Raw genomic sequence first — 20,715 nt, 5'->3', positions numbered from 1 at the left:
GCTCACTGCGGCACCACCGTGGCCTTGCCGAGCAGCGTGACCATCGAGGCCACGGTGTCGACGTGGCGGGGCCGCACCGGCTGGGTCCACACGTCGCCCTCGGCCGCGCGCAGCGCCTTCGCGGTCGCGCATCCGCCCGCGAGATATCCCGCGACTGCGAGCCGGGCCCATCCGGTGAGCCGGGCGACCAGCGGAGCTCCTTCGCCGAGCATCGCTTCGCAGCGTTCGACCTGGGTCAGGACCACCGCTCGGCATGCCGGATCACCCGGTCCGCCGGTGGCCAGCGCCGCTTCCGGCACCCCGGCCGCGGCCAGATCGTCCTGCGGCAGGTAGATGCGTCCGGCCGCGTGGTCCTCGGCCACGTCCTGGCAGTGCTCGAGCACCTGCAGTGCCGAACACACCCGATCCGACAGTGCCAGCGTGTCCGGTGTGGACTGGTCGAAGACCGCAAGGACCAGGCGGCCCACCGGATTCGCAGACAGCCGGCAGTAGCCCAGCAGATCCTCGAAGGTGGCGTAGCGGCCGACGCGTTGATCGAGCAGATTGGCCTCGATCAACTCCTGGAACGCCTCCTGCGGCAGATCGCACGCCGCCACGGTGGGGGCGAGCATCTGGAGCACCGGATCGTCGGGCGTGCGACCCTGGTAGAGACCGGCGAGGTCGGCACGCAGCGTCAGCAGTTGCGACACACGATCGCCGGGGGCTTCGTCGCCGACCTGGTCGATTAACCTGGTGGCTGCGTAGACCGCGTGCAGGTGTCGGCGTGGTTCGCGTGGCAACCACCGCAGCGCGACGGGAAAGTTCTCTTCCTTTTCACGGGCCCGCAGCCAGCGGGCCGGGGCTGTCGCTGCGTCCATGTTTCGATGGTGAACGCAACACAGGGCTCAAATCTTCAACCGTCGAGGTGATTCCGGTTGGTGTTTTTTGTATCCGGAAGATAATCGAGTCGGAAAGGACTCGAATGAGCGATTCCCATAATGAAATTCCGATAACACCGGAGGCATTGGAGCAGCTTTCGGAGGAACTCGACGCTAGGATGCCCGATCTCCTGGACGAGGTCCGTGATCTGCTCGCCGCGGAGTGGCCCGACTACGCGCGCTATCTCGACGACCATCGCCCGGAGGTCGCCGAGGTCGGGGTGTTGTTCGTCCATCGGCTCCTGGACCTGGCCGAACACGGCCCCCGCACAGGCGATTCCGCTGGTGAGGGCGTCCCGCCGCCGACACAGCTGGTCTTCGAACAGGTGGGCCGCCAGCAACTGCACGACGGCGCGGACCTGTCCGATCTGCTCGGCGCCTACCAGGTCGGCGCCCGCGCCGCCTGGCATCACGTCGCGGAAACGGCGCTGAAACTCGATCTCGGTCCGGAGGTGCTCGCGGTGCTGGCGGAGGCCGTTTTCGCCTTCGTCGACGAATTCTCCGCGGCCTCGGCGCACGGTTATGTGCTCGAACAGTCCGCCTCCAGCGCGGCCCGGGAACGGCACCGCGAGGAATTGGCGGAAATGTTGCTTTCCGGCCGTTCCGACACCGTCGGAATCCGGTTGGCCGCCGAACGCGCGGGCTGGCAGCTGCCCCCCGAGGTCGCGGTGGTGCTCGCCGATCCGGCCGATGCGCGCTCCTGCGGCGTGGTGGAACATCTCGGCGGTCACTGCCTGCCGATCCGGCGTGACGACGCGGTCGGGGCGATCGTGCCCAGTCCGATGCTGGGCGGGCGGATCACCCGGCTGATCGCCGCGCTGCGGGGTTGTGACGCGGTGATCGGTCATCCGCTCACCTTGGACCTGCTGCCGACCGGTATGCGGATCGCCCGCACCGCGCTGCGGTTGCGCAAGGCCGGCGTGCTGTCCGGCTCGCCGGTGGTGGTCGCCGACGAACTCGACACCATCATCGCCAATCGCGACGAATGGCTGCTGGAAACGCTGCGTGCCCAAGTGCTGCAACCACTTCGGGAACTGCCCGACGGTAAGCGCGACCGGCTGGTCGAAACGCTGCGCAGCTGGCTCTGGAACATGGGCGACCGGCACGCGGTCGCCGACGATCTGCACATTCACCCGCAGACCGTGCGCTACCGCATGGACCGGCTGCACGACCTGCTCGGGGAGCGCCTGGATTCGCCACGCGAGCGAGCCCGGATGTATCTGGCGCTGGTCTGGGATCAGCCGCACGGACGCGCCGGTTGAGTCGGCGATATCCGCGAGATCTCAGCCGACCAGCGCGTGCGTCACGGCATAGCCGAGCAGCGCGGCGCCGAGTCCGGCGATCACGCTGATCACCACGTTCATCGCGGCGTAGAACGCGGAGCGCTGCTCGAGCAGCCGGACGGTCTCGTAACCGAAGGTGCTGTAGGTGGTGAGCGCCCCGCAGAATCCGGTGCCCGCGAACGCCAGCACCGGGCTGCCGGCCGCACCGCCGGTGAGCGCGCCCAGAATCAGGCAGCCGACGATGTTGACCGTCAGCGTGCCCCAGGGAAACAGACTGTCGTGGCGTGCCTGCACGAACCGATCGGTGAGGTAGCGGGCCGGGGCGCCGAGCACCGCACCGGCGAAGACCAGGACGACGGTCATCGTGCCTCTCCTCGAATCACCTTGCGGAGCAGCGTCATTCGCGCCAGCGTCACCCCGGCGAGGACCGCGAGCAGCGCGCTCAGCAGGGTAGCGGCCAGATAGACGAACGCCGTCACGGCCGAACCGGGTTGCAGCAGATTACGGATTTCGACGGCGTAGGTGGAGAAGGTGGTGAACCCGCCCAGAAATCCGACCCCGAGGAACGGCCGCACCAGTCGATGCGCCGACCAGACCTCGGTGATCAGCACCATCAGCACGCCGATCGCCAGGCAGCCGAGCACATTCTCGGTGAATGTGCCCCACGGGAACTGCCCGGGGCGTGTCGGCAGGAGCTGGGTGAGGCCGTAGCGGGCCAGACCGCCCAATCCGCCACCCAGCCCGATCACCGCCAGCACCGCGCCGTGTTCGCGCAGCAGTTCGCGGCGTTGCGACGGGACGTGCAGATCGATATCGGGATCGACGGGCCGGTCGGCGGATTCGCCGGGCCGGGGCTCCTCACGGCGTAGCTCGGTCAACGACGGACTCCTACTCGAACACGAACATGGTGGTACCTCGAGTAGGGACTGTTGGCGATCGTCCGATCACGGTTGCTCCGGCCGCGGCGCCGAAGTGGCGAGCCCCACCGCCACGTCGGACAGAATAGCGTGAGGCTCACATCCGGGATGCCGGCGCCGTCGAGGCGTCGGCGACCAGCGGCGCCAGTGCGGAGGACCGCATGCGCGTCACCACCGCCGTGGCGGGGCGGGCCAGCAGCAGACTGACGGCAGCGGCGACCGGAATAGCCAGGATCGCCGACGCCACGACGTCGTGCGGGTAATGACCGCCGACATAGACCCGGCTGAAGGCCAGTACGAACGCGAAGACGGCCGTGATCCAGCCCAGCCGCCGATTCAGCAGATACAGCGCCGCGACGGTCGCCGCGGCGGTGGTGGTGTGACCGCTGGGAAACGAGTAGTCGCTCGGCACCGGACAGGTTTCGATGATGTAGGCGGTCGGCACGCCCCGGCACGGGCGTGGTTCGGCGACGATCACCTTCACCACCTCGGCGACCAGATAGGCGACCACCACACTGACCGGAGCCAGCAGCGCCAGCGCCATGGACCGGTCGTCGCGGCGCCGGGCCTGCCACCAGCCGATCACCATCAGCACCGCGAACACCGCCAAACCGGCGTCGGTCCACCAGAGCATCGCGTCGTTGAGCCACCGGGTGTGGTCGGCGAAATCGGTGATGGTGGTGAACAGCGGCCGATCGAATCCGGGGCCGCCGGATGCCATCGGGGCCGGGGAGGGGGTCGTCAACGCATATCCGATCTGGTCTGCCCGGGACGCCGGGGGAGGATGGGAAACGTACTGCGATCATTTCTACCGTGTTCGCCCGGTGGGCACGGTTTCGACCACTGCCGTCGAACTCCGCGTCACCTGGATCGCGTATCGGGTCGCCGGGGTTCGCGGTGGATGCCGAACCGGCCCGCCCGGTGCCATACGCTGGCCGCATGACCGAGTCTGCTCCCGCCGCGCTGCGCATCGGCTACGTCCCGGGCGTCACCGTCGCCAAGTGGGCGCGGGTGTGGGCCGAACGGTTCCCCGATGTCCCGCTCGATTTGATCGCCGTGCCGCAGGCACAGCAGCGCGACGTACTGGCGCAGGGACGGGTCGACATGTGCTTCGTCCGGTTACCGATCGATCGGGCCGGGCTGCACGCGATCCCGCTCTACCACGAGGTCGCCGTGGCGGTGGTGCAGAAGGATCATCCGATCGGGCTGTTCGACGAGGTGAGCCTGGCCGATCTGGAGGGCGAGCGGATGCAGGACGCGACCGATCTCGACGCGGTGGGCGACACCGTCGAATTGGTGGCCGCGGTCGGCGGGGCGGCGGTGGTGCCGCAGTCGCTGGCACGGCTGCATCACCGCCGCGACCTGATCTATCGTCCGCTCACCGATGTCGATCCGACCCAGGTCGCGCTGTCGTGGCCGATCGAGGACGCGGTCGAACTCGCCGAGGAATTCATCGGCGTCGTGCGCGGGCGCACGGCACGCAGTTCCCGGACCGCCGGTGAACGCGATCGGCGCGGCCGGCAGGATTCCGGTGCGCGCGCCGAAGGTGTTGCGGCGCAGCGCGGTAGGGGCCGGGGCGACGGCGGTGCGAAACCGGCCGCACGCCGGGGCGGCGCGGCGAAGCCGGGACGGGCGGGCAAGGCCGGCGGCCCGCGGAAACGACGCGGCCGCTGAGGTCAGCACCTCAGCGGCCGGTCGAATGATGCGCTACGCGACGGTGATTCAGCGCGGCTTGCGCCGGATGATCGAATCGCGGATCAAGATGCCCGCCAGCGCGACGGCGAAACCGATCAGGAAGATGTATCCGGTGTAGCCGGTGCCCGAGGTGTGGCCCTGCTGGTTCTCGAACAGCATGGCCAGCAGGATCAGGAAGACGACCCATCCGGCGATACGGAAGGTGCGCCGCGATTCACCACTCCAGCCCCAGGCGGCGGAGGGAACCTCGGCGGGATCGACCTTGGTGACGACGCCGGCGCTCTTGGCGGGTTCCAGTTCCGTGGCGGCCACGTTCGCTCCCATCATTTCCGTGTTCGCTGCGGTTCGGGTGCGCGGAGTGCACCGTGAGGTCCGCAGGTCGTGAAGGTGACTGTCGAGAATATGTTTGCATACGACCGGGCGTCGTAGCCAGCGGGGTGACGTGCGCGGCGATTCACCGTGGACAATGAGTGCGTGTCCGACATCGTGAAAGTTCTGCTGCTGGGCAGCACCGGCTCCATCGGCACCCAGGCATTGGAGGTCGTCGCCGCCAATCCGGACCGATTCCAGGTGGTCGGACTGGCCGCGCGCGGCGGCAATACCGACCTGCTGGCCGAGCAGATCCGCGCCACCGGTACCGACAACGTGGCCGTCGCCGATCCGGCCGCCGCCGCGAAACTCGGTGTGGGCCTAACCGGTCCGGACGCGGTGACCGAACTCGTGCGCCGCACCGACGCCGACGTGGTGCTCAACGCCCTGGTCGGCGCGCTCGGGCTGCGCCCGACGCTCGCGACTCTGGAATCGGGGCGGCGCCTGGCCCTGGCCAACAAGGAATCACTCGTGGCGGGCGGCAGTCTGGTGACCCGGGCCGCCACTCCCGGGCAGATCGTCCCGGTCGACTCCGAACACTCGGCGATGGCGCAGTGCCTGCGCGGCGGGCGCGCCGACGAGGTCGCGCGGCTGGTGCTCACCGCCTCCGGCGGCCCGTTCCGGGGCTGGACCGCCGAGATGCTGGAATCGGTGGACCCCGACGCGGCCAAGGCTCATCCCACCTGGTCGATGGGTTTGATGAACACCCTCAATTCGGCCACGCTGGTGAACAAGGGCCTCGAACTGATCGAGGCGCACATGCTGTTCGGCATCGACTACGACAAGATCGATGTCACGGTGCATCCGCAGTCGATCGTGCATTCGATGGCGACCTTCACCGACGGTTCCACCCTCGCCCAGGCCAGCCCGCCCGATATGAAGCTGCCGATCGCACTGGCCCTGGGCTGGCCCGACCGGGTGCCGGGCACCCTCGCCCCGATCGACTTCGGCACCGCGTTCACCTGGGAATTCGAACCGGTCGACAACGAGGTCTTCCCGGCGGTCGAGCTGGCTCGCGCGGCGGGTAAGGCCGGTGGCAGCGTCACCGCGGTGTACAACGCCGCCAACGAGATCGCGGTGCAGGCATTCCTCGACGGTGCGCTGCGATTCCCGGATATCGTGCGCACGGTCGCGCGGGTCGTCGAGTCGGCCGACCGCTGGGCCGCGGAACCCAGTACCTTGGACGAGGTGCTCGCGGCGGATGCGTGGGCGCGACAGCGTGCGCGCACGCTCGTGAGCAACTGATTCAGGAGGGTTCCATACCGCATGGGCTTCGCGATCGGATTCGTGCTGTTCGCCCTCGGCATCACGGTATCGGTGGCGCTACACGAATGTGGCCACATGTGGGCGGCGCAGGCCACCGGCATGCAGGTGCGCCGCTACTTCGTCGGCTTCGGGCCGAAGGTGTTCTCGTTCCGCCGCGGTGAGACCGAATACGGCCTCAAGGCGCTGCCGCTGGGCGGTTTCTGCGATATCGCGGGGATGACCGCGCTGGACGAGGTTCCACCCGAGGACCTGCATCGCGCGATGTACCGGCAGGCCACCTGGAAGCGGCTGGTGGTGATGTTCGGCGGCATCGCGATGAACTTCATCCTGGGCTTCCTGCTGATCATGCTGCTCGCGGTGGCCTGGGGGCTGCCCCGGCTGGATTCGCCGCCAGCCACCCAGATCTACCCGGCCGGCTGCGTGCCCGCGCAGAACCCCGACGGGTCGATGCAGAAGTGCACCGGCCCCGGCCCGGCCGAACGCGCCGGGCTGAAGCGCGGCGATCTGGTGACCGCGATCGACGGCAAGCCCGTCAAGACCTGGAACGACTTCCGCTCGATCACCGAGAAGGCCAACGGCCCGGTCGTCTACACGGTGAAACGTGACGATCAGACCCTGCAGATTCCGGTGACCCCGGAGCGGGTGGCGACCTATCCGCTGAAGTCCACCGACAGTTCCGAGCGCGTCACCACGCCGGTGTACGTGAGCAAAGTCGGTGTGGCACAGGACTTCTACGGTCCCGTGAAGCACAACCTGATCTCCGCGGTTCCGGCCTCGGTGGCATTCACCGGTGACATGTTCGGCCGCACGTTCGCCTCGCTGGCGCAGATGCCGAGCAAGGTGGTCAGCCTCTGGCATGCGGTCACCGGCGGCCAGCGCGATGCCGACACTCCGGTCAGCGTCTACGGCGCCAGCAAGATCGGCGGCGAAACCGCCGAACATGGGCTGTGGGGTGCGTTCGTGCTGGTGCTGGCCAGCCTGAACTTCTTCCTCGGCGCGTTCAACCTGCTGCCCCTGCTCCCGCTGGACGGCGGCCACATCGCGGTGGTGATCTTCGAGAAGCTGCGCAACATGTGGCGCAACCGCAAGGGCCTGCCCAACGGCGCTCCGGTCGACTACCTGAAACTGCTGCCCGCCACCTACGTGGTGGTGGTGATCGGCGGGGCGTACATGATCCTCACCCTGGTCGCCGACATCGTGAACCCGATCAAGCTGTTCCCGTAGCGGATTCGGCGCTCGCGCGACCGAGCGCCAGATCGCGCAGGCGCAGCCAGTCCAGAGCGGCTGCGGCAGGGCGGGTTCCGGGGCGGTTGCGCGGTACGCGCACGCGCAGCGCGCCGGGTTCCACGACGCATCGCACCGGTGTGTCGAGGAGCAGCGATTCCCCGTCGACGCCGGCGGGGATCGGTGAGCTCTCGGCCTCGACGACGACTTCGGATGCGGTCTGCTGGGTCAGTCCGTGGCTGTGTGTGCGACGGATCAGACCCAATGCCGCGCGGGTATCGGAGACCGAGACCGTGACCGCCCCGAGCACGCCGCGGTCGAGGCGGTCGCGGCGGCTCAGCCCGGCGAGATCGCTGGTGCCGTAGGGATTGTTGCTCACCAGCACCGCCTGCGGGCCGGTGACCGTGGTGGCGCCGATACGCGCCACCAGCTTGGTCCCGCTGTGGCCGGCGAGCAGATCGGGGAGCAGGCGCAGGACGGTCGCGGTCTTGTCGTCGCGATAGGCGGGGCTGCGCACGATCTCGGCGTAGACGCCGAACGAGGCGTTGTTGACGAACGGCCGGCCGTTGATCCGGCCGAGGTCGACGCGCATCTCCACGCCGTCGCGCAACGCGTCGAGCCCGGTCGCCGGATCGGTGCGGTCGAGCCCGAGGTCCAGCGCGAAATGATTGCGCGTGCCCGCGCTGAGCACGAGGAACGGCAGGTCGTGCGCGGCGGCGACCCCGGCCACGAGCGCTTGGGTCCCGTCGCCGCCCGCGACGCCCAGCAGGTCCGCACCTCGTTCGACGGCCTCCTGAGCCAGGGCGGCGACATCGACGCGACCCTCCATCAGCACAACCTCTGCGCCCAGCTCTTCGGCTCGGCGCCGCAGATCGAACTTCGCGACTTTCCCTCCCCCGGAGCGGGGATTCATGATCAGGAACGGTCGTCGCGGTGGCGGCGCGGAGTATTCGATCGCCGTCGTGTGGGCCTCACCCGGCCGTAGCGCGGCGCGAGCACAGAACATGGACGCGAAGGCCAGCGCGCCCGCCACTAGCACGACCCACAGCAGGCCCGTGCGCACGAACATGACGAGAACCACGATCGGCGCCGCCACCGCCACGATCGCCGACACCCACCGAATGGCCCCACGGTCGCTCACGAACCAGTACAGCGCGGCCACCGTCACCACCACCCCGCCCGCACCGACGATCAGCAGCGCGAGGGTACCCAGCACGTCGGCGAACACGACCGGCACCACCACGGCCGCACCGGCGAAGACGAATGCTGTTCGCGCCCAGCGTGATCGGGCGCGCAGCGAGCGGCCGCCGTCGTTCGCTGCGTCTCCGGATCGGCGGTGCGAGGGTGGCTCTTCGGCGTAGATGTGGTTCATGGCAGGCCTCGTCCCGGGCGCTCAGGTATCGGTCGTGTGATCGGATCGGTGCTGGAAGGCATCGACCGCTGCGTCGACGGTGGGGTAGAAATGCGTCGCGTCGAACCGGTCGCCGACGCCGAAGCGGATGATCGTGTCCTTGATCGGCCCTTTCATCTCCGCGAAGGCCAGCCGGATCCCGCGGCCCTCGAGGTACCGGTCGAGATCGACGAGTTCGTCGACGGCCGTGGTGTCGAGGCCGGTGATCGGTTCGGCGGCGACGACCACCCATTCGACCGGGTACGGAGCCCGCGCGACGAGCGAGCGCACGTAGTCGTCGAAGATCTGGCCGTTGGCGAAGAACAGGGGCGCGTCGAAACGCACCAGCACCAGGCCGGGGAAGCGGTGTCCCTCGGGGTGGCGTTCGATGTCGTGGAAACCCGGCCGGTCCGCGGTGGCGACGAGTTCGGTGCGGTACGGCTGCCAGGCCCGCGCGACCACCGCGACGAACGACAGCCCGATCGCGACCAGAATGCCCTGCAGGACGCCCACCAGCGCGACGCCCAGGAACGCGGCCACGGCGAGGCCGAATTCCACCGTGCTCATCCGCCACATCCGGACCAGGCCGCGCACATCGATCAACGCGGTGGCCGCGACGATCACCACCGCCGCGAGCGTCGCGTCGGGAAGGTAGGCCGTGAGTCCGGGGGCGATGAGGACGAACAGCAACACCGCGGCCGCTCCGACCACACCCGCCAATTGCGTATGCGCACCGTTCTGTTCGGCGACGGGGGTGCGAGAGCCGCTGGCGGACACGGGAAATCCGCCGAACAGCCCGCCGGCCACATTGGCGACCCCGATCGCTTTCATTTCCGTACTGCCGTCGACGTCCTCGCCGTGGCGCGAGGCGAACGTGCGCGACAGGACGCCGCTGTCGGCGAAGGCGATCAGCGCGATACCCGCCGCGGGCCCGATCAGGCGAGCGACCTCGTGCCGGCCGACCCCGCCGACCGAGGGCAGCGGCAGGCCCTCGGGCAACGCGCCGACCATCCCGATCTCGTCGGTGAGCCCGGCGGCCGCGGAGATCACGATGCCGGCCACGACCGCGACGAGCACACCCGGCACGATCGGCAGCCACATCCGGAAGATCACGATGACGGCGAGTGATCCGATGCCGACGGCCGCTGCGACCGGTTCGATGCCGGAGTGGAAGACCGCCCGGACGATGGCCGCGATCTCGGCGAGCAGACCGGTCTCCTCGACCGAGAATCCGAGCAGTTTGGGCACCTGCCCGACGACGACGATCAGCGCGATGGCGTTCAGATATCCCAGCCGGATGGGTTTGGACAGCAGTTCGGTGACGAATCCGAGGCGCAGGAAACCGCCGACGAGCAGGATGAGGCCGACGAGTACGGCCAGTACGCCCGCCAGCGCGAGGGCGCTGCGGGGATCACCGGCGGCCGCCAGCGGCAGCACCGCCGCCGCGATCAGCGGGGCCAGCGACGAGTCGGGGTCGAGTACGAGGATTCGCGACGGGCCGACCACGGCGTAGGCGAGCAGCGGAACGATGGTCGCGTACAGGCCGGCGTAGGCGGGCAGCCCGGCGGCTTCGGCGTAGCCCATGCCCGCGGGAATCAGGAGCGCGGTCAGGACGAGGCCCGCGGTCACATCCGCGCGCAGCCAGTCACGGTGATATCCACGCGCGGTCGCGATTCCGGGCAGCCGGCCGATACTGTCTCGCCAGCCCACGGCCGCGCCTCAGTGCGCCCGGGCACGCAGCGGCGTCACCGCGGCCGCAGTATTGAGCGGAATTTGCGGTGCGTTGTGGCGGATGCGCCTGCGCCGCAGCGCCTTCTCCGCCTCGATCGCGATCGGGATCAGCACCGACCAGCCGAGACAGGCCAGCCACTGGCCACCCGTCAGCGATGTCGTCATCAGCAGATCCTGCAGGAAACTCAATTCCACGGCAAGCACGGTGACGACGACCGGGATCGACAAGATCTTCAGCGCACCGAGAACCGGTGCGGTGAAACCGGATTCGGGATCGCGACGCATCGCGAGCCCGGCGAGGACCGAACCCAGTGACAGCACCACGAAGGTCGTCGTCATCGGCACCGAGGCGGTGTCCGTACTCATCTCGCCGGGAGCCAGCAGCATGGCGGCAAGGGCGACCGCGAACTGCAGCACACCGTAGGCCAGCCACTGCGCGAACGCGGTCCGGTTGGCGATCGGCATCGCCGGATCGCGCGGCGGCTTGTTCATCAGATTCGCCGGCGGCGGGTCGGTCATGATGACGGCGACCGGAAACAGCGTGATGAAGAAGTGCTGGAACAGCACCATCAGCGGAGTCAGCGCGACGCCGTGGTTGATGTCGAAGATGCTGGCCACCAAGAACAGCAGCACCAGGGAGAACAGTTTCGACATCTGATACCGAATGTAGGACACGATCTTGTCGTAGATGGCCCGGCCGAGGCGGATCGCGGTGATCAGCGTCCCGAAGTTGTCGTCGGTGAGCACCATTTTGCCGGCCTGTTTGGTGACCTCGCTGCCCGAACCCATCGCGACGCCGATATCGGCCTTCTTCAACGCGGCGGCATCGTTGACCGCGTCACCGGTCATCGCCACCACCGCGCCGCCGCGCTGCATCACGCCGGCCAGCCGCAGCTTGTCCTCGGGGGTCACGCGGCCGAACACGTGCAGATTCGGCAGCGCCTCGGCCAGTTGCTCGTCGGTCATGGCTTGCAGTTCCGCGCCGCCGACCGCCCCCGGCCCCAGCCCGAGTTCGGCTCCGATCGCGGCGGCGGTGATCGCGTGGTCGCCGGTGATCATGCGCACGTCGATCCCTGCCTCGTGGGCGATGCGCACCGAATCGACCGCCTCGGGCCGCAGCGGGTCGATGATACCCACCATGCCGACGAAGGTGAGATTCTCGACCAGCGACATGGGATCGGCCCGCGCGGCGTCCACCCGGCCGTCGAGGATCCGGACGGCAAAGGCGAGAACGCGCAGGCCCTGCTCCGACATGGTGTGCATCGCGGCGGTGATCTCGGCGCGCGCCTCGTCGATCGGCACCTCCGTGCGGCCGGGGCGGTAGGCGCTCGCGCAGCGGGCCAGGACCATATCCGGTGCGCCCTTGACCAATTCGACGAATCGAGTCCGATCGTCGACGCGCAGATGGTGGAAGGTGGCCATGAATTTGTAGGCCGAGTCGAAGGGCACCGCGGCGATGCGCGGGTAGGCGCGGCGGGTGAGCGGAGCGTCGATGCCGAGCTTGGCCGCCAGTACCACCAGCGCCGCTTCGGTCGGATCGCCGACCACCTCTCCGGTGTCGGACACGGTGGCGTCGCTGTCCAGGCACAGACCATAGGCGAGCAGGCTGAAATCCGGGACGCCTTCGCCCGCGGCCTCGGTGACCGTTCCGTATGTGCTGTAGCCCTCTCCGGTCACGCCGTACCAGCGGCAGTGGAAGAACAGCGATCGCACCGTCATCTGGTTCATGGTCAGGGTGCCGGTCTTGTCCGAGTTGATCGCGCTGGTCGCGCCCAGCGTCTCGACATCGGTGAGGTTCTTGACCACGGCCTTGGCGTCGGCGAGGCGGCGTGCGCCGTAGGCCAGCATCGCCTGGACGAAGGTCGGCAGCCCGGTGGGAATCGCGGAGACGCCCATCGAAATGCCCAGCAGTAGTACCGCTGTCACATCCTGGCCGCGCAGCGCACCGATCACCACGATGATCGCCACCGCCGTCCACGCGATCACCCCGAGCAGTTTCGTCAGCGAATCCAGCTCACGCTGCAGCGGTGATCTCGACGGGGGGACCGCCGACAGCATGGACGCGATCCGGCCCATCTCGGTGTTCATCCCGGTTTCGGTGACCACCATGGTGGCGGTCCCCCGGGTGACCGAGGTGTTCTGATAGACCATGTCGCCGCGGTCGCCGAGCGGTACGTCCGCGGCGGCGAGGGTGCCGGGATCCTTGGCCACGGGGGCGCTTTCACCGGTGAGCGCCGCCTCCTGGGTCTCCAGCGTCGCGGAGGTGACGAGCCGGCCGTCGGCGGGGACGATATCGCCCGCTTCGAGCTGGACGATATCGCCGGGCACCAGCTCGAGCGCGTCGAGCTGGGTCAGCACTCCGTCGCGCACCACCCGCGCCTGCGCCGACTGCATCTTCGCCAGCGCGTCCACGCTCGCGCGCGCCACGAGTTCCTGTCGCGTGCCGAGTACGACGTTGAGCACGACCAGCACCCCGACCACGACGGCCGTCGGAATCTCGCCGATGACGACGCTGACCACCACCACCGCGACCAGCATCAGGTTCATCGGATCGCGGAGCTGTCGCAGCGCGACGGCCCAGGGCGCCGGTGCGGGCTCGGCGGCTATTTCGTTGGGGCCGTAGCGTTTACGCCGCTGCTCGGCCGCGGCGGTGGTGAGTCCGGCGTGCCGGTCCGAGGAGAGCGCAGTCACCACCGCGTCGGCGTCGCGGGCGTGCCAATCGGCAGGTTCGGGTGCCGGTGCGCCGGCGGACGGATTCCGGGGCACCGCTTGTGTGTCCGCCATAACGCTCGTCCTCTCCCTCGGCTCGCAACTCTCAGTACGGCGTCGGAATCCAGTGCAGCGGCTGCGGTGGGACGCGATAGCCGTTCGCGCTCTGCCGATCCGGTAGCACGACCTGCGGTCGATCGAGCGGCTCGTAGTCGATCCGGCCGAGGAGGTGACTGATGATGTTGAGCCGGCCGCGCTTCTTGTCGTCGGTGGCCGCGATATACCAGGGCGCCCAGCCGGTGTCAGTGAAGTGGAACATCTCGTCCCGTGCCCGCGAATAGTCGTACCAGCGGCTGTAGGAGCGCAGATCCAGATCCGACAGTTTCCAGATCTTGCGGGGGTCGTCGATGCGGCTCTGCAGCCGCCGCGTCTGCTCGTCCTGACCGACCTCCAGCCAGTACTTCAGCATGATGACGCCCGAGTCGACGATCTCGCGTTCCACCGTCGGAATCAGCTCGAGGAAGTGCCGGGCCTGCTCGTCGGTGCAGAAACCCATCACCCGTTCGACGCCGGCCCGGTTGTACCAGCTGCGGTCGAAGATGACGACCTCGCCGGCGGCCGGCAGATGCGGCAGATAGCGCTGGATGTACATCTGCGACTTCTCCCGCTCGGTGGGGGCGGGCAGGGCGACGACCCGGAACACCCGCGGGCTCACGCGCGCGGTGATGGCCTTGATGACTCCCCCCTTACCGGCCGTGTCGCGGCCCTCGAAGACGAGGCAGAGCCGCGCGCCGGAGTCCTTCACCCACTCCTGCAGGGCGACCAGTTCGGCCTGCAACGGCCGCAGCAGCCGCCGGTACTCCTTGTTCGACATCGGCGTGTTCGATATCGGTTCGTTCGACCTCGCCGCCGCGGATTCCTGCGCGCCGGACAGCTCCGCCGAGCTTCGCGGCGGACGGTGGGAACGCTCGGTGAGCGTGTTCCCCGGGGTGTCGGCCCGGCGCTTGCCGTGGCGGGACTTCTTCCCCACGTACTCGTCTCCTCAGATGACCGTCACTGCGCGCGTGCCGCGCGGACGGGTGCGAGACGCGGATGCCGGTGTTCCTGCGGGCCGGATGCTGATCGCTTGCCGTGCTGCCTTCTCGACGAGTAGAGGGACGAAGTCGTGTACTCGCGCATCGGAGAAGCGCTTGTGGATGTCGCGCACGATGAGTTCTATGTCCCCCGGCGGGACGGACGGGTGGCGCGCGATCATTCGCTCGATGACTTGTTCGACCTGAATCAATTCCTCATCGCCGGTCATCGGTCTATCGTCTGCCCGGCGGCGATGGTCGTCAAGGCACGAATCGGGCGCGAAATTCGACGGCGCCTTGCTCTTTCGTGATTCGTCATATCCGCCTCCGGTGGCCGTTCCCCTGTCGTGCCGTCTGATCTGCGGTGTTCGTCTTGATATGTAGTGTTCGCGGCGATCGCACGCGGCCGACCCGGATCGGAGTAAAGGGTTCGCGTCCGGTGGCGATCGGCGAATAGTCATCGGATTTCGGCTACTTCGATCGGGTACGACGAAACGGAAAACAATCGACCGCATCAGGCGCGATCGCAATTCGAGAACGAATATCTGAAACGAGGTGACATTCGACTCTGGCGCCGCCCGGACATTGATTGCCGTCGCTCCGGGTGGCGGTGGTGTTCGGCGAATCTCGCGGGTCCGCGCAACGCGAATCGTCGATTAGCGATGAAGTTGCCGATGGTCGCCTTCGTAGGCTGGTTCGGTGCTGCCACCCGGCGCTGCTCGCCCGCTGTGCCCGGGCGCTTCCCTAGCCGCGAGAGACGCTGTCGCGCAACAGTGTTCGGCACAGATGGTCGGCGCGGCGGGTGGTCTCCGGCTGGCGGTACTTCGGTGCGAGCGCGAGAACCTGGGCGCACGCGGTGTCGAGGGAGATGCGATGGCCCACCGACACGTACACCGGTTTGATCCCGGGCTGGGTGCGCAGCGCCCGGCCGACCACCTCGCCGTCCACCGTGATGTCGGATACCGAACCCCGCGCGGCATCGGGCTCGTCGCATCGACCCCACACCGTCTTGGCGACGCCGATCGACGGCAGGCCGGTCAGCACCCCCAGATGGCACGCCAGCCCGAAGCGCCGCGGGTGGGCGATGCCCTGGCCGTCGCAGACCAGCAGGTCGGGCGTGGTCTCGAGGCGTTCCAGCGCGGCCAGGGTGGTCGGCAGTTCCCGGAACGCGAGCAGGCCGGGCACGTACGGAAACCGCGTCGTGCCGCGGGCGACGGCGGTGTCGACGGTCGCCATCGTGTCGAGATCGAGGACCACGACGGCGGCGACGACCGCGCCGGACTCGTCGTAGGCCGAATCCAGGCCCGCGACGGTGCGAAATCGCGGCGGCCGCCGGGTCGTAGGTGAGCACCGAATCGCGCAATCGTTCCTGCAGTGCCGCAGCCGCTTCCGGGTCGGCGGGCAGTTCGGGAGTCATCGCCAGGCGCACGGTCAGCGCCGCCCGACACGTGGTCGCGGGATGTACATCCGGTGAATCCTCCTGAACGCGACGGTGCTTGCCGGTCTTCGGCTCGTCTACGGTAGCCACCTCGGCATCCGGGCGGAAAAACGCGGATGACCGGGCATACCGGGTGTGCCGGGCAGCTCGGCCCGGCGACGGTACGGTCCTGGTCACAGTCGTTCGGCGGTGGTGGCGGACCATGAGTGCGTGGTTCACCGGCCGGGGTGTCGGTGCTCTCACAGGTCGCTCTCATACCGCCCGCACTAGACTCGGCAACGAACGGGTGCACCAGACGCAGACGAAAGTAGGCAGCCGAACGTGAGCACAGCCATCACCCTGGGGATGCCGGCCGCACCGGCGGCGGTCCTCGCACCGCGGCGTAAAACGCGCCAGCTGATGGTGGGCACGGTGGGAGTGGGCAGTGATCACCCCATCTCCGTCCAGTCGATGACCACGACCAAGACCCACGACGTGAACGCCACGCTGCAGCAGATCGCGGAACTGACCGCCTCGGGCTGTGACATCGTGCGCGTGGCCTGCCCGCGGCAGGAGGACGCCGACGCGCTGCCGATGATCGCGAAGAAGTCGCAGATCCCGGTGATCGCGGACATCCACTTCCAGCCCCGCTACATCTTCGCCGCGATCGATGCCGGCTGTGCCGCCGTGCGCGTCAATCCGGGCAACATCAAGGAGTTCGACGGCCGGGTCAAGGAGGTCGCCAAGGCCGCCGGTGCCGCCGGGATCCCGATCCGGATCGGCGTGAACGCGGGCTCGCTGGACAAGCGCATGCTCGAGAAATACGGCAAGGCCACCCCAGAGGCACTGGTGGAGTCGGCGCTGTGGGAGGCGAGCCTGTTCGAGGAGCACGGCTTCGGCGATATCAAGATCTCGGTCAAGCACAACGATCCGGTGGTCATGGTCGAGGCCTACCGGCAGCTGGCCGCACAGTGCGACTACCCGCTGCACCTGGGCGTCACCGAGGCCGGGCCGGCCTTCCAGGGCACGATCAAATCGGCGGTGGCCTTCGGCGCCCTGCTCAGCGAGGGCATCGGCGACACCATCCGGGTCTCGCTGTCCGCGCCGCCCGCCGAGGAGGTCAAGGTTGGCGGGCAGATCCTGCAGTCGCTGAATCTGCGTCCGCGCAAACTCGAGATCGTGTCCTGCCCGTCCTGCGGACGTGCGCAGGTCGACGTCTACTCCCTCGCCAACGCGGTCACCGCGGGTCTGGAGGGTCTCGAGGTGCCGCTGCGGGTGGCGGTCATGGGCTGTGTGGTCAACGGTCCCGGTGAGGCTCGTGAGGCCGATCTGGGTGTCGCCTCCGGTAACGGCAAGGGCCAGATCTTCGTGAAGGGCGAGGTCATCAAGACCGTGCCGGAACACCAGATCGTGGAGACGCTGATCGAAGAGGCCATGCGCATCGCCGACGAGATGGGTACCGACGCCGAGAACGGCGAGCCCGTCGTGACCGTCGGCTGACCGCCGGACGCGGACAGGGGAGCGGGCGTGTTGCGCGCCGGGCGCATTCTGCCCTTGGAGCCGAGCAAAGCCCCCGCACGCAGGCGTCGTTCATGGCAGGCTGGGAGCGTGCGGAGTGTGCTGGAACCGTCGCGCCGGTCACGGATTTCCGGTGCTCGTCAGCTCGCGGATCGCGATCTGGCGCAGGTGCTGGAAGTGCTGGACACCGATCCGGTGGCCGGGTGCATGGTTGCCGCGCGTCTGCAGGAATACGGCCTGGACAACCGCGGCGGCGGGGAATTGTGGACGCGGCGTACCCCGGCGGATTCGCTGTGTTTCTCCGGCGCCAATCTGGTGCCGTTGCGCGGAACGACCGACGATATGCGGGCCTTCGCCGATCGCGCGGCCCGGTGGCCGCGGGTGTGCTCCTCGGTGGTGGGCCGCCAGGAATTGGCGCTGCCGCTGTGGGAGACGCTGGAACAGCGGTGGGGTCCGCCGCGTGAGATCCGCGCCGATCAGCCGCTGCTGGCCCTCGACGGCCGCGCCCGCGCCATCCCCGATCCGAAGGTGCGTCGCGTGCGCAGCGACGAGCTGGAACGGTATCTGGTCGCCGCGGTCGCGATGTTCACCGAGGAGATCGGTGTCGATCCGCGGGCCGGCGACGGCGGTCGCGGATACCGGCGCCGGGTGGCGAGCCTCATCGAGGCGGGCCGCGCGTGGGCGCGCTTCGAGGACGGCCAGGTCGTCTACAAGGCCGAGGTCGGGGCGATGTCGCGGCGGACCGGTCAGATCCAGGGCGTGTGGGTCCATCCGCAGTGGCGGGGTCGCGGTCTCGGCACCGCCGGGACGGCCGCGGTCGCCGACGCGGTGGTCGCGGCCGGGCGCACCGCGAGCCTGTACGTGAACTCCTACAACGAGGTCGCCCGCCGCGCGTACGCCAAGGTCGGCTTCCATCAGGTCGCGACATTCGCGACGATCCTCGTGGACTGAGCGCGCGGGTTTCCCCGCTTACTGTGCAAAACCAGTGTGTCGCAACGTTTACCAGCGACCGGCTGGCTACCATCGGTGGCAATGTGGAAGTCGAGATGTGCGCCGCGCGCACTGGTGCTGGGTGCGGCCGCCGCCGTCGTGGTGACGGCGAGCGCGTGTTCGTCCGGACCGCAGGGTCCGGTCGCCGCCGCCGACTCCTTCCTGTCCGCCTTCGCCCGGCAGGACGCGGCGCACGCCGCCGATCTGACCACGCAGCCCGAGAAGGCCTCGGCGGCATTGGCTTCGGCGTGGCAGAACCTGCAGGCGCAGCACCTGGCCGCGCACACCGGTTCCGCGCGCGTCACCGGCGACACCGCTACCGTCGACTACACCTACGAGTGGACACTGCCGAAGGACCGCGCCTGGAGCTACTCCGGCCAGTTGCAGATGGGCCGCAGCGACGGGCAGTGGAAGGTGCGCTGGAGCGCCTCGGACATCCATCCGAAACTGGGCGACACCCAAAGCCTGCACCTGCGCACCACTGCGGCTCCGCGGGCCCGGGTCAACGAACGATCCGGCAGCGACGTCCTGGTTCCGGGGGTCGTGCACCGGATTTCGTTCGCGGTGTCCGACGCCCCGGATCCGGGCTATGTGGCCGGAGCGCTGTCGGCCGCGCTCAACCAGTTCGACGACACCCTGACCACCGACGCGATCCTGGCCGCCGCCCGGAAACAACACGGTCCCACTCTCGTCCTGGGCCTCAGCGATTGGGAATTCGACCAGGTCAGCGGACAGTTGCTGGGCCTGCCCGGAGTGACCACCGACCGGCAGTGGGATCTGCTTCCCACCGACCGGCATTTCGCGCCCGATCTGATGACGCAGATCCGCAAGACCGTCATCGACGAGGTCGACGGCAAGGCGGGCTGGAGTGTGGTCACCGTCAATGCCGACGGCGTCGATACCGATGTGCTGAAAGAGGTTGCGCCGCAACCGGCCCCGTCGTTCTCGCTGAGTATCGACCGCACCGTGCAGAACGCCGCGCAGCGGGCCGTCGACCCGCGCCGCGAGCAGACCATGATGGTGGTGATCCAGCCCTCCACCGGAGCGATCCTCGCGGTGGCGCAGAACGAGGCCGCCGACACCGACGGGCCGGTCGCGACGACCGGACTATATCCGCCCGGCTCCACCTTCAAGACCGTCACCGCCGCCGCCGCGATGACCGCGGACATCGCGAATCCGGATACCGTCGTGCCGTGTCCGAGCCGAATCGTGGTGGGGGAGCGGACAATTCCCAACTACGACCTGTTCTCCCTCGGCGATGTGCCGATGTCGACGGCGTACGAGCGGTCCTGCAATACGGCCTTCGCGAAATTGGCCAGCGAACTGCCCGGTGCGGCCCTGACCGACGCGGCGGCGCGGATGGGGGTGGGCCCGGACTACACCGTGGCCGGGTTGCCGACCGTGTCGGGTTCGGTGCCGCGCGCCGACGACGAGGTGGTTCGCACCGAGGACGGGATCGGCCAGGGCAGGGTGGTGGTCAGCCCGTTCGGCATGGCGCTGGTGGCGGCGACGGTCGCGCACGGGTCGGCGCCGACGCCGTATCTGATCTCCGGGCACGAGACGGCCGTCCACGGCGACCGGCCGAGCCTGTCGCCGCAGGTGGTGGAGGGCCTGCAGGCGATGATGCGCAAGGTGGTCACCGGCGGTACCGCCGAGCGGATCGCCGACCAGGGCGAGGTGTTCGGCAAGACCGGTGAGGCGGAGGTCGACGGCGGATCGCATTCGTGGTTCATCGGCTATCGCGGCGATCTCGCGTGGGCGACGCTGCTGGTCCGCGGCGGGAGTTCGGACAATGCGGTCGCGGTGACCAGGGATATGCTGGCGGCTCTGCCACCGGGGAGTGCCTGAGCCGGGGCGTGTGCGCGCCGTGCGGACGAAGATTTTCGGGAGCCCCTGAATACACGTGACCGGACGCTCGGTGGCGTCCGGTCACGGGGGTGAAAGCGGTGACGTTCGTGAGCCGTTTATTGTCCCTGCACCTCCGTTCCACCGACGGTGGCCGAGGTCGCGTGCTCGGTCGGGGGTGACGCCCCGGCCGAACCGTCTCCCAGAATCTCCACGGCCCCGGTCCCGGCGAGGATCATTCCCGCGGTGATCAGCGTGAGCGTCGAACGCTTCATGGTCTTCTCCCTTATCGGTGAGTGAGAGCCACTGGCATCGAACCATCGGTTCGCCGACTATTAGCCGACCCGGAAAACCGTAAACCGGCGAACCGC

The 20,715-nt window shown here is 68.6% G+C and carries 19 protein-coding genes; 7 read left to right on the top strand and 12 right to left on the bottom strand.

Going from position 1 to position 20,715, the window contains the following annotated elements:
- Positions 1–2: 2 nt before the first annotated feature.
- Positions 3–857 (bottom strand): squalene synthase HpnC, encoded by an 855-nt coding sequence (gene hpnC, locus A5780_RS41795; protein ID WP_030513104.1) that lies wholly within the window; start codon positions 855–857, stop codon positions 3–5.
- 179 nt (positions 858–1,036) lie between these two features.
- Here hpnC and A5780_RS10785 point away from each other — a divergent pair, with 179 nt between their 5' ends.
- Complete coding sequence (locus A5780_RS10785) at positions 1,037–2,179, top strand: CdaR family transcriptional regulator (RefSeq protein WP_063028573.1); 1,143 nt, start codon at positions 1,037–1,039, stop codon at positions 2,177–2,179.
- 21 nt (positions 2,180–2,200) lie between these two features.
- Here the strand turns inward: A5780_RS10785 and crcB (A5780_RS10780) are convergent, their stop codons facing one another.
- The 3 genes from crcB (A5780_RS10780) to A5780_RS10770 all read right to left on the bottom strand — a co-directional run bounded on the left by crcB (A5780_RS10780) (position 2,201) and on the right by A5780_RS10770 (position 3,862).
- The gene (gene crcB / locus A5780_RS10780) at positions 2,201–2,563 is read right to left on the bottom strand and encodes a fluoride efflux transporter CrcB (protein WP_064908329.1); all 363 of its coding nucleotides are present in this window, start codon (positions 2,561–2,563) and stop codon (positions 2,201–2,203) included.
- Complete coding sequence (gene crcB, locus A5780_RS10775) at positions 2,560–3,078, bottom strand: fluoride efflux transporter CrcB (protein WP_063014948.1); 519 nt, start codon at positions 3,076–3,078, stop codon at positions 2,560–2,562. Before crcB (A5780_RS10775) ends, crcB (A5780_RS10780) begins: the two co-directional genes overlap by 4 nt.
- Before the next feature lie 136 nt (positions 3,079–3,214).
- Entirely contained in the window at positions 3,215–3,862 is a 648-nt protein-coding gene (locus A5780_RS10770) for a phosphatase PAP2 family protein (RefSeq protein ID WP_082976393.1), read from the bottom strand.
- Between the two features lie 194 nt (positions 3,863–4,056).
- Between A5780_RS10770 and A5780_RS10765 the strand changes: the two genes are divergently transcribed.
- Positions 4,057–4,791 (top strand): LysR substrate-binding domain-containing protein, encoded by a 735-nt coding sequence (locus A5780_RS10765; RefSeq protein ID WP_063014939.1) that lies wholly within the window; start codon positions 4,057–4,059, stop codon positions 4,789–4,791.
- Positions 4,792–4,839: 48 nt separating this feature from the next.
- Here A5780_RS10765 and A5780_RS10760 read toward each other — a convergent pair whose 3' ends face one another.
- Positions 4,840–5,124 (bottom strand): DUF2631 domain-containing protein, encoded by a 285-nt coding sequence (locus tag A5780_RS10760; RefSeq protein WP_104363070.1) that lies wholly within the window; start codon positions 5,122–5,124, stop codon positions 4,840–4,842.
- Between the two features lie 162 nt (positions 5,125–5,286).
- Here A5780_RS10760 and dxr point away from each other — a divergent pair, with 162 nt between their 5' ends.
- Positions 5,287–6,426 (top strand): 1-deoxy-D-xylulose-5-phosphate reductoisomerase, encoded by a 1,140-nt coding sequence (gene dxr, locus A5780_RS10755; protein WP_063015001.1) that lies wholly within the window; start codon positions 5,287–5,289, stop codon positions 6,424–6,426.
- A 21-nt stretch (positions 6,427–6,447) separates the two neighbouring features.
- Entirely contained in the window at positions 6,448–7,671 is a 1,224-nt protein-coding gene (locus A5780_RS10750) for an RIP metalloprotease (protein ID WP_064908327.1), read from the top strand.
- On the opposite strand, the gene A5780_RS10745 is transcribed toward A5780_RS10750, so the two are convergent.
- From A5780_RS10745 to A5780_RS10720, 6 genes are all read right to left on the bottom strand, one after another.
- On the bottom strand, positions 7,655–9,043 hold the full coding sequence (locus A5780_RS10745) for a diacylglycerol kinase family protein (protein WP_082857055.1): 1,389 nt from the start codon (positions 9,041–9,043) through the stop codon (positions 7,655–7,657). The two genes, A5780_RS10750 and A5780_RS10745, sit on opposite strands and share 17 nt — an antisense overlap.
- 21 nt (positions 9,044–9,064) lie before the next feature.
- The gene (locus tag A5780_RS10740) at positions 9,065–10,771 is read right to left on the bottom strand and encodes a SulP family inorganic anion transporter (protein ID WP_064908326.1); all 1,707 of its coding nucleotides are present in this window, start codon (positions 10,769–10,771) and stop codon (positions 9,065–9,067) included.
- Positions 10,772–10,780: 9 nt separating this feature from the next.
- Positions 10,781–13,576 carry a cation-transporting P-type ATPase gene (locus A5780_RS10735; protein WP_082976392.1) on the bottom strand — a complete coding sequence of 932 codons (2,796 nt, stop codon included), beginning with the start codon at positions 13,574–13,576 and terminating at the stop codon, positions 10,781–10,783.
- 31 nt (positions 13,577–13,607) lie between these two features.
- Positions 13,608–14,531: a polyphosphate kinase 2 gene (gene ppk2, locus A5780_RS10730; protein WP_369829516.1), complete on the bottom strand. Its 924-nt coding sequence runs from the start codon at positions 14,529–14,531 to the stop codon at positions 13,608–13,610.
- Positions 14,532–14,543: 12 nt separating this feature from the next.
- A complete protein-coding gene (locus A5780_RS10725; RefSeq protein WP_063014933.1) occupies positions 14,544–14,804 on the bottom strand; it encodes a three-helix bundle dimerization domain-containing protein in 261 nt (86 codons plus the stop codon).
- Positions 14,805–15,318: 514 nt separating this feature from the next.
- The gene (locus A5780_RS10720) at positions 15,319–15,876 is read right to left on the bottom strand and encodes an endonuclease V (RefSeq protein ID WP_231982915.1); all 558 of its coding nucleotides are present in this window, start codon (positions 15,874–15,876) and stop codon (positions 15,319–15,321) included.
- A gap of 481 nt (positions 15,877–16,357) precedes the next feature.
- On the opposite strand from A5780_RS10720, the gene ispG reads away from it, so the two are divergent.
- The 3 genes from ispG (at position 16,358) to A5780_RS10705 (ending at position 20,347) form a co-directional block, all read left to right on the top strand.
- The gene (gene ispG / locus A5780_RS10715; protein ID WP_193615572.1) at positions 16,358–17,491 is read left to right on the top strand and encodes a flavodoxin-dependent (E)-4-hydroxy-3-methylbut-2-enyl-diphosphate synthase; all 1,134 of its coding nucleotides are present in this window, start codon (positions 16,358–16,360) and stop codon (positions 17,489–17,491) included.
- 108 nt (positions 17,492–17,599) lie between these two features.
- Positions 17,600–18,460 carry a GNAT family N-acetyltransferase gene (locus A5780_RS10710; protein WP_082857053.1) on the top strand — a complete coding sequence of 287 codons (861 nt, stop codon included), beginning with the start codon at positions 17,600–17,602 and terminating at the stop codon, positions 18,458–18,460.
- Positions 18,461–18,541: 81 nt separating this feature from the next.
- Positions 18,542–20,347: a penicillin-binding transpeptidase domain-containing protein gene (locus A5780_RS10705; RefSeq protein WP_064908325.1), complete on the top strand. Its 1,806-nt coding sequence runs from the start codon at positions 18,542–18,544 to the stop codon at positions 20,345–20,347.
- Positions 20,348–20,463: 116 nt separating this feature from the next.
- Here the strand turns inward: A5780_RS10705 and A5780_RS39855 are convergent, their stop codons facing one another.
- On the bottom strand, positions 20,464–20,619 hold the full coding sequence (locus tag A5780_RS39855) for a hypothetical protein (RefSeq protein ID WP_156055460.1): 156 nt from the start codon (positions 20,617–20,619) through the stop codon (positions 20,464–20,466).
- Positions 20,620–20,715 lie beyond the last annotated feature (96 nt).

Source organism: Nocardia sp. 852002-20019_SCH5090214 (assembly GCF_001665865.1).
In the GTDB taxonomy this organism is placed as follows: Bacteria; Actinomycetota; Actinomycetes; order Mycobacteriales; family Mycobacteriaceae; genus Nocardia; species Nocardia nova.
Note: the sequence above shows the minus strand (reverse complement) of the source record. Positions and strands in the feature narration are given on the sequence as shown.